The sequence below is a fragment of the Bradyrhizobium sp. genome, from assembly GCF_017881085.1.
Lineage (GTDB): Bacteria > Pseudomonadota > Alphaproteobacteria > Rhizobiales > Xanthobacteraceae > Bradyrhizobium.
Genome location: NZ_JADGRI010000246.1, coordinates 1 through 8,237 on the forward strand (window position 1 = coordinate 1; position 8,237 = coordinate 8,237).

Annotated in this window: 9 protein-coding genes; 6 read left to right on the plus strand and 3 right to left on the minus strand. The window is 63.2% G+C overall.

The features are described from left to right. Positions 1–133: 133 nt before the first annotated feature. Positions 134–1,363: a CaiB/BaiF CoA-transferase family protein gene (locus tag QZ213_RS20450; RefSeq protein WP_291687912.1), complete on the plus strand. Its 1,230-nt coding sequence runs from the start codon at positions 134–136 to the stop codon at positions 1,361–1,363. A 176-nt stretch (positions 1,364–1,539) separates the two neighbouring features. Continuing rightward, complete coding sequence (gene bioB, locus QZ213_RS20455) at positions 1,540–2,511, plus strand: biotin synthase BioB (protein ID WP_291687918.1); 972 nt, start codon at positions 1,540–1,542, stop codon at positions 2,509–2,511. Positions 2,512–2,533: 22 nt separating this feature from the next. Here bioB and QZ213_RS20460 read toward each other — a convergent pair whose 3' ends face one another. Further along, positions 2,534–3,205 (minus strand): TetR/AcrR family transcriptional regulator, encoded by a 672-nt coding sequence (locus tag QZ213_RS20460; RefSeq protein WP_291687913.1) that lies wholly within the window; start codon positions 3,203–3,205, stop codon positions 2,534–2,536. A 220-nt stretch (positions 3,206–3,425) separates the two neighbouring features. On the opposite strand from QZ213_RS20460, the gene QZ213_RS20465 reads away from it, so the two are divergent. The 3 genes from QZ213_RS20465 to QZ213_RS20475 all read left to right on the plus strand — a co-directional run bounded on the left by QZ213_RS20465 (position 3,426) and on the right by QZ213_RS20475 (position 6,405). Continuing rightward, positions 3,426–4,664: an acyl-CoA dehydrogenase family protein gene (locus QZ213_RS20465; RefSeq protein ID WP_291687914.1), complete on the plus strand. Its 1,239-nt coding sequence runs from the start codon at positions 3,426–3,428 to the stop codon at positions 4,662–4,664. Between the two features lie 146 nt (positions 4,665–4,810). Further along, complete coding sequence (locus QZ213_RS20470) at positions 4,811–5,869, plus strand: phosphotransferase family protein (protein WP_291687919.1); 1,059 nt, start codon at positions 4,811–4,813, stop codon at positions 5,867–5,869. Between the two features lie 380 nt (positions 5,870–6,249). Beyond that, positions 6,250–6,405: a hypothetical protein gene (locus tag QZ213_RS20475; RefSeq protein ID WP_291687915.1), complete on the plus strand. Its 156-nt coding sequence runs from the start codon at positions 6,250–6,252 to the stop codon at positions 6,403–6,405. Between the two features lie 92 nt (positions 6,406–6,497). On the opposite strand, the gene QZ213_RS20480 is transcribed toward QZ213_RS20475, so the two are convergent. Together QZ213_RS20480 and QZ213_RS20485 are read right to left on the minus strand one after the other, a co-directional pair. Next, positions 6,498–6,929, minus strand: coding sequence for a VOC family protein (locus QZ213_RS20480; protein ID WP_291687920.1), 432 nt, complete (start codon positions 6,927–6,929; stop codon positions 6,498–6,500). Positions 6,930–7,080: 151 nt separating this feature from the next. Next, complete coding sequence (locus tag QZ213_RS20485; RefSeq protein WP_291687916.1) at positions 7,081–7,866, minus strand: SDR family oxidoreductase; 786 nt, start codon at positions 7,864–7,866, stop codon at positions 7,081–7,083. 162 nt (positions 7,867–8,028) lie between these two features. Between QZ213_RS20485 and QZ213_RS20490 the strand changes: the two genes are divergently transcribed. Then, on the plus strand, positions 8,029–8,237 hold a 209-nt coding region (locus tag QZ213_RS20490; protein ID WP_291687917.1), incomplete at its 3' end, for a phosphoglycerate mutase family protein.

Consider the following 8,237-nt stretch of genomic DNA (forward strand, 5'->3'; position numbering starts at 1 on the left):
GGCGCGGCAGGCGGATGGCTGCATGCCGCCAGCGCAGTGCTCGGCATTGAAAAAATAGTGTATCGGCAGACTTCATTCGCGCCGGCCCAATAGCTCCGGAGCCACAAGACCGCGCGCCGAGGAGGAAGTGTTCATGTCGGGTTTGCCCCTTTCAGGCATCAAAATTCTCGATCTCACGCGCGTGCTGGCAGGGCCGCTGTCGGCGCAGATGCTGGCCGATCTCGGCGCCGAGGTGATCAAGATCGAGCGGCCGGGCGGCGGCGACGACGCGCGCGCGTTCGGGCCGCCTTACCTGGTCGACCCCGAGGGCAAGGCGAACAACAACAACTCGTTCTATCTCTGCGCCAACCGCAACAAGAAGTCGGTTACCGTCAATATCGCCTCTCCGGAAGGCCAGGACATCGTCCGCGAGCTGGCCAAATCCTGCGACGTCATGATGGAGAACTACAAGGTCGGCGATCTCAAGCGCTACCGGCTCGATTATGAATCGATCAAGGCCCTCAACCCCGGCATCATCTATTGCTCGGTGACCGGTTTTGGCCAGACCGGGCCCTACGCGCCGCGCGCCGGCTATGACGCGATCCTGCAGGCGATGGGCGGGTTGATGAGCGTCACGGGCCACATGGACGGCGAGCCCGGGGCGGGGCCGATGAAGGTCGGCCCCTCCATCGTCGACTACATGACCGGCATGAACACATCGATCGGCATTCTGGCGGCGCTCTATCATCGCAAGGCCAATGGCGGGGAGGGGCAGCATGTCGATGTCTGCCTGTTCGACACCGTGATCGCCTCGCTGTCGCATTGGGCGCAGATCTACCTCGTCAACGGCAACACGCCGCCGCGGCGCGGCACCTGGGGCAATGGCGGCATGCCCGCCGGCGTGTTCCGCTGCGCCGATGGCGAGTTGATGCTGGTGGTCGGCAACGACGGCCAGTTCGCACGGACCTGCGCGGTGCTCGGTCAGCCCGAACTCGCCACTGATCCGAAATTCCTCAAGAACAACGATCGCGTCGTTCACGGCAAGGAAATCATGGCGATCTTCGCCGGCTTGTTCCTGAAGAAATCCGTGGCCCATTGGCTGGAAGAGCTGGAGAAGGCCGGCGTGCCCTGCGGCCCGATCAACAATTTCGAGCAGGTGTTCGCCGATCCGCACGTCAAATCGCGGGGCATGGAGATCAAGGTCGACCACCCCTTCGAGCACGCGCTGTCGCTGATCCGCAATCCCATCACTTTTTCCGCAACCCCGGTGAGGGACTATCGCGCGCCGCCGCTCCTGGGCGCGAACACAAGGGAGGTGCTGGCCTCGGAGCTGGGCTATGACGATACAAAACTCGATGCGCTGAAGCAGCAGGGGATCATCTAGCGGATCCGTGGACGGAATTCGTTCGGCTCGCTCACATGCTCATTGGAATATTATTCCGGCGGACTCCCAGCATTGCGACCGGGCCTGCGATCGGGCTAGGGTGAATCCGATCGGCCGGCTTGCGGCTTGGTGCTCCCGACGGAGGGAATATGACGATTGCAGCGCGCTCCAACGAAATGAATTCGGCGACGCCGATCTACGGTGACCTCCGCGGGAACTGGACGCGGGGAGAGGCGCTGGCGCTTTATCAGGCTCCCTTCAACGATCTCCTGTTTCAGGCCCAGACCATCCACCGCCAGCATTTCGATCCCAACAAGGTGCAGCTCAGCCGGCTGCTCAGCATCAAGACCGGCGGGTGCCCCGAGGATTGCGGCTATTGCAGCCAGTCCAGCCATCATGAATCCGGCCTCAAGGCCTCACGGCTGATGGAAGTGGAACGCGTCCTTGCCGAAGCGCGCAAGGCGCGCGACGCCGGGGCGACCCGCTATTGCATGGGCGCGGCATGGCGCAGCCCCAAGGACCGCGACATGGACGCGGTCGTCGCCATGGTCGCGGGCGTCAAGGCGCTCGGCATGGAGACCTGCATGACGCTCGGCATGCTCGATGCCGCGCAGGCCGCGCGGCTGGGCGAGGCTGGTCTCGATTATTACAACCACAACATCGACACGTCAGAACGCCATTACGGCAACATCATCACCACGCACACCTTCGGTGACCGCCTGCAGACGCTGGCCCATGTCCGGGAATCCGGCATCAAGGTGTGCTGCGGCGGCATCGTCGGCATGGGCGAAGAGGCAAGCGACCGCGTCGATATGCTGGTGACGCTGGCCAATTTGCCGGAGCATCCGGAGAGCGTGCCGATCAACATGCTGATCCCGATCGCAGGCACGCCGCTGGCAAAGGCCGATCCGATCGAGCCGATCGAGTTCGTCCGCACCATCGCGCTGGCGCGCATCCTGATGCCGAAATCCTTCGTTCGCCTGTCGGCGGGCCGCAGCGCCATGACCGACGAGATGCAGGCTTTGTGCTTCTTCGCCGGGGCCAATTCGATCTTCGTCGGCGACACCCTGCTGACGGCCGGCAATCCCGGCGAAGACCACGACACCAAGCTGTTCCGCCACCTCGGCATCGAGGCGCTCGAGATCTAGCGCAAGTGGAAGCAGCGCTGGATCACCGCGCGTCCCGCGCCACCAGCTTCGCGGCCGGCTTTTTTTCCGCCGCGCCTCCCGTCAGCGCCATCACCGACACCGCGACGATGCGCTCGATGATCCCTGCGACGTCGTTGAGGTCGCATTTTCCGTCCGACAGCCGTGCCAGCCGTTCGCTCTCGCGGATGGTGTGGTGCGCCATCGCCAGCGCAAAGTGCAGGCCCCAATAGAGATCGACCTCGCCGCGATCGGGCAGCGAGCGCCGCATCGCGGCGACGAATTTCCGCAAATGGTCGACCTCGCGGTTCTTGATGCGGCGGATCGGCGGCACCGATTCGATCGAGGCGCGGATCATGAAGCGCGCCGCGGTCGAGCGCTCGCGGTCGGGCCCGAGACAGCCGCGCAGCGTCGGCCCCACCAGCGCGCGCAGGATGGCGTCGATATCGGCACGGCCGCCGCCTTTTTCTTCGGCGGCCTTCAATTCGTTGAGGCGCTCGCGGTTGGTCGCGATCGAGCGGGTGACGAACAGTTCGGCGATCAGTTCGTCCTTGGAACCGAAATGATAATTCACCGCCGCGAGATTGACGCCGGCCGCCGCGACGATGTCGCGCAGCGTCACGTCGCCGAAGCCGCGATCGGCGTAAAGCCGCTCGGCGGCGGCGAGGATAGCAGTGCGGGTCTGATCGGACGGCATATCTGACCCCCGGGGAGGAGAGTTGCATTTCAAACACTTGTATGAAACTATCGTTTGAAGGGACGGGAATGTCAATGCGCCGGCTGCGCCGCGCCGCGTTTCCGCCCCATCACGCCTTCGGCATCACGCCAGCGAGCCCATGACAAAATGGCCTTGCGGCGGAGCGGCGGCGGGCAGACAGTGCGGCCAACAAATTCAAAACCGTAGCGAGGAGCGTCCCATGGACTTCAATATGTCAGATCGCCAGAAAGACTGGCTCAACCGCGTGCAGTCTTTCATGACCAAGCATGTGCGCCCCGCGGTGCCGGTCTATCGGCAGCAGGACGAAGCCGGCGAGCGCTGGAAGGTGATTCCGGTCCTCGAAGACCTGAAGAAGAAGGCGAAGGCCGAAGGCCTCTGGAACATGTTCATGCCGCCGTCCTCGCATGAGGACGATGAATTCCGCGGTGCGGGACTGAGCAATCTGGAATACGCGCTGCTGGCCGAGGAAATGGGCCACATCAGCTTCGCTTCCGAAGTGTTCAACTGCTCGGCGCCCGATACCGGCAACATGGAAGTGTTCATGCGCTACGGCTCCAAGGAGCAGAAGCGCAAATGGCTGCGACCGCTGATGGACGGCGAGATCCGCTCCGCCTTCCTGATGACCGAGCCCGCGGTGGCCTCCTCGGACGCGACCAATATCGAGACCAGCATCAAGCGCGACGGCGATCATTACGTCATCAACGGCCGCAAATGGTGGTCGTCGGGCGTCGGCGATCCCCGCTGCAAGATAGCGATCCTGATGGGCAAGACCGACCCGACCCAGGCCAAGCACCAGCAGCAGTCGCAGATCCTGGTTCCGCTCGATACCCCCGGCATCAAGGTCGAGAAGATGCTGCCGGTGTTCGGCTTCGACGACGCCCCGCACGGCCACGCCCAGGTGCTGCTGGAGAACGTCCGCGTTCCCGCCGAAAACATCCTGCTCGGCGAGGGCAGGGGTTTTGAAATCGCGCAGGGCCGTCTCGGCCCCGGCCGCATCCATCACTGCATGCGCACCATCGGCGTGGCCGAGGAAGCGCTGGAGAAGATGGTGCGGCGGCTGTCGTCGCGCACCGCGTTCGGCAAGAAGATCATCGAGCACTCGATCTGGGAACAGCGCATCGCCGAGGCCCGCACCGACATCGAGATGACCCGGCTGCTGTGCCTGAAGGCCGCCGACATGATGGACAAGGTCGGGAACAAGACCGCGCAGCTCGAGATCGCCATGATCAAGGTGGCGGCCCCCAACATGGCGCTGAAGATCATCGACGACGCGATACAGGCCTATGGCGGCGGCGGCGTATCCGACGATGCCGGCCTTGCCAAGGCCTACGCGCACATTCGCACGCTGCGCCTGGCCGACGGTCCGGACGAGGTCCATAACCGCGCCATTGCCAGACTTGAACTTCGGAAGTATGCAAACGCTTCCAATACGCACTAGAAAGCGCGTCCAGGAAAAGTGGGGACCGGTTTTCCGCCCGGACGCGCGACAAGACAAAGAGATAGAGCGGGATGACGACAAGTCATTCCGCTCTAACGGGAGCCCCTCGAATGATGGCGCTCCCCAAGAAACAAGGGAGCGTCATCGTGGCCGACGGCGTCAGGAGCGACGAGGAGTTTTCGGGCACCAAGCCTGTCGAGGAGCGGCATCGGGTCGATGAGCTGCGCCTCGACGGCTGGATGCGCGAACACGTCGAGGGCTATCAGGGACCGCTGACCGTCCTGCAGTTCAAGGGCGGCCAGTCCAACCCGACCTACCGGCTCGACACGCCGGCGCGATCCTATGTGATGCGCCGCCGGCCGTTCGGCAAACTGCTGCCGTCGGCGCACGCGGTCGACCGCGAGTTCCGCGTCATCGCAGCGCTGGGTAAGCAGGGTTTCCCGGTCGCGAAAGCCTATGCGCTGTGCACCGACGACGGCGTCATCGGTGCTGCCTTCTACATCATGTCGATGGAAGAGGGCCGGGTGTTCTGGGATCCGACGCTGCCGAGCCAGACGCCGGCGGACCGGCGCAAGATCTTCACCAGCAAGATCGAGACGCTCGCCAGATTGCACACCTACGATCCGCAGGCGATCGGGCTCGGCGAGTTCGGCAAGCCGGGCAATTATTTCGCGCGCCAGGTCGACCGCTGGACCAAGCAGTACCGCGCCTCCGAGACCCAGCACATTCCGGAATTCGAGAAGCTCGCCGAATGGCTGCCGAAGACCGTGCCGCAGCAGGAGCGCGTCTCGATCGTCCACGGCGACTATCGCCTCGACAACATGATCTTTCACCCGACCGAGCCGCGGGTGCTGGCCGTGCTGGACTGGGAGCTCTCGACCCTCGGCGATCCCATGGCTGATTTCACCTATCTCCTGATGCAATGGACCATGCCGGGGCTCGCCAATGCCGACCTCAAGGCGCTCAATATTCCGAGCATGGAGGAGGCGGCGCAGATCTATTGCAACGTCACCGGCATCACCGTGCCCGACCTGAACTGGTATTTTTCCTACAATCTGTTCCGGCTCGCCGGCATCACCCAGGGCATCGCGGGCCGGATCCGCGACGGCACCGCCGCCAACGCCAAGGCGATGGAATCCGCCAAGCGCACCGTGCCGCTGTCAAAGGCCGCCTGGGAATACGCGCAGAAGGCGGGGGCGAAGTAGCAAGCGGGCTGGCGCACGAACAAGCAAACAGTGTCATCGCCCGCGAAAGCGGGCGATCCAGTATCCGGTGCTGTCAATGAGGCGCAGCGCATCGCACCAAAATTCGTCATACGCGGGCTTGACCCGCGTATCCATCGATCTTCAAGCAAGTCTTGCGAAGAAGATGGATGGCCGGGTCAAGCCAAGGTCAAGCCCGGCCATGACGGATTGGGATTATCTCGAAACTCGCGTCGGGTCGCCCCTCCGTCGCGAGGATTTCTTAACCCTGGGCCGCTATGTTCGCGGCAATCGCGGATGGCCCATAACGCCCCCGCGAGACGTAATGCGTAAGGAAGCCCGCCGCCTCAACCCGGCGGGTTTTTCCTTAGGAAAGGTCGCCGATGTCACTCTCCTCAGCAAAAAATTATGCGCTTCGCGCCGAGCGATCGCTGGATCCCAAGGAAGCCGCCGACCTCTTGGCGAAAGCGATTCTGGAACTGGCTGCGTCGATTGAGGCAACGGACGCAAAAGTAAAGAAGATGAACAAGTCGGGCTGACGGTCGCCTTGCAGGCTCGATATCCGGCTTCGCGATTCAATTTCCGGTCGCGCCAGTGATGGGTTTCGCAAGAACTCAAGCCATCCTGCGGACTAAATCTCCGCATACACCTCCAGCAAATTTCCGTCGGGATCGCGGAAGAACAGCGTGCGATGTCCAAACGCCTGATCCGTGGGCGGTGAGAGCAGCTTGACGCCCCGCCGCACCAATTCGTCGGCGCACCGATCAACTTCGGAAGCGGAAACCTTGAACGCCAGCTGAAGCGAGGCGCTGCCGGCAGGGGCTGGTGCATCCGCGGCGGTCAGGCTTGGCTTCGCCAGCGCCAGGGTGTTGTCGCCGACCCGATATTCGATCCAGCCCGGCGAAAGTTCGCGCAATAGCGGAAAGCCAAGGATATCCTGGTAGAAGGATCGCATCGCTGCCATATCGCGCACGAAGATGACCGTATAGTCGATCGCCCGAATGGCTTGAAAAGCCGAAGTGGAATGCGAATTTCGTTCGTTCACGACTTCTTCCTCATTCATTGATGCCGCAGCTTCCGTCATTGCGAGCCAACGGGCCGGCGCGAGGCGCCGCCCGATGACAGGCTCCGCGAAGCAATCCATTTCACCACGCAATACGAAGCTGGATTGCTTCGTCGCGTTTCTCCTCGCAATGACGCGTACAGGCGCCGCGCTAAATCGGTTTCCCCGCATACGGCATCGACGCCGTCAGGCCGCCGTCGACCGGGATCGCCTGGCCGTTGACGTAAGACGCGTCATCGCTGGCGAGGAACAGTCCCATCGCCGCCAGCTCGTGCGGCTGGCCGGCGCGCTTCAGGGGATTGAGTTGGCCGATCTTGTGATCGGTGCCGCGCTCCTTCGCATTGTCAAAGATCGGCTTTGTCATCCCGGTTTCGATCAGGCCGGGACACACCGCGTTGATCCGCACGCCGGTGCCGGACAGCGAATAGGCCGTGGTCTGCACCAGGCTGATGACGCCGGCCTTGCTCGCCGCATAGGGATGACCGCTGGCGCCGGACTTCAGGCCCGCCACCGAGGCGGTGCAGACGATCGCGCCGGACTTCTGCTTGATCATGTGCGGGATCGAATGCTTGATCGCGAGAAACGGACCGATCAGATTGATGCGCAGGATTTCCTGCCAGTGTTCCACGGTCTGGTCGGCGAGCGGCACCAGCCCGCCGCTGATGCCGGCATTGGCCCAGATCGCGTCCAGCCGCCCGTAGGCCGACACCGCCTTGTCGATGAAGGCCTTGACGTCGGCTTCCGAGCCGGCGTCCGCCATCACCGCCTCGGCCGTGCCGCCGGCCTTGCGCACCTGCGCCACCGTCTCCTTGACGCCGTCGGTGCGGTCGACCGCGATCAGCCGTGCGCCCTCCTTGGTGAACAGCAGCGACGCCGCGCGGCCGATGCCGCTGCCCGCGCCGGTGATGATGACGGATTTGCCTTCGAGGCGGCCCATGAGTTTCTCCCTTGCAGCTTGGATCGTTGCCGGCGCTTGCCGCCTTGCGGAATTTCAAACAAGATTTCAAACGTCGAAGTGACCTCTCAAACGTTCAAGTCACTTGAGACGATGTATGCTCTGACGTACAGCGACAGCAGACACTATTGAAGGGTTTTTGGGATGTCCAATCCAGGCAAGGCAGCAGTCGTCACGACCCGCTGGTGGTGGGTCCGCCATGCGCCGGTGCGAAGCGACGGCGGCAATATCTACGGCCAGAAGGATATCGAATGCGACACCGGCGATCGCGAAGTCTTCGAGGCGGTCGCCAAGATACTGCCGCGCAACGCGGTGTGGTATGCGAGCAGCCTGATGCGCACGCACCAGACCGC

Bases quoted from the DNA above. Each gene is read 5' to 3' on its own strand.
- QZ213_RS20450 (WP_291687912.1), top strand. From the start codon at position 134: ATGTCGGGTTTGCCCCTTTCAGGCATCAAAATTCTCGATCTCACGCGC.
- bioB (WP_291687918.1), top strand. From the start codon at position 1,540: ATGAATTCGGCGACGCCGATCTACGGTGACCTCCGCGGGAACTGGACG.
- QZ213_RS20460 (WP_291687913.1), bottom strand. From the start codon at position 3,205: ATGCCGTCCGATCAGACCCGCACTGCTATCCTCGCCGCCGCCGAGCGG.
- QZ213_RS20465 (WP_291687914.1), top strand. From the start codon at position 3,426: ATGGACTTCAATATGTCAGATCGCCAGAAAGACTGGCTCAACCGCGTG.
- QZ213_RS20475 (WP_291687915.1), top strand. From the start codon at position 6,250: ATGTCACTCTCCTCAGCAAAAAATTATGCGCTTCGCGCCGAGCGATCG.
- QZ213_RS20480 (WP_291687920.1), bottom strand. From the start codon at position 6,929: ATGAATGAGGAAGAAGTCGTGAACGAACGAAATTCGCATTCCACTTCG.
- QZ213_RS20485 (WP_291687916.1), bottom strand. From the start codon at position 7,866: ATGGGCCGCCTCGAAGGCAAATCCGTCATCATCACCGGCGCGGGCAGC.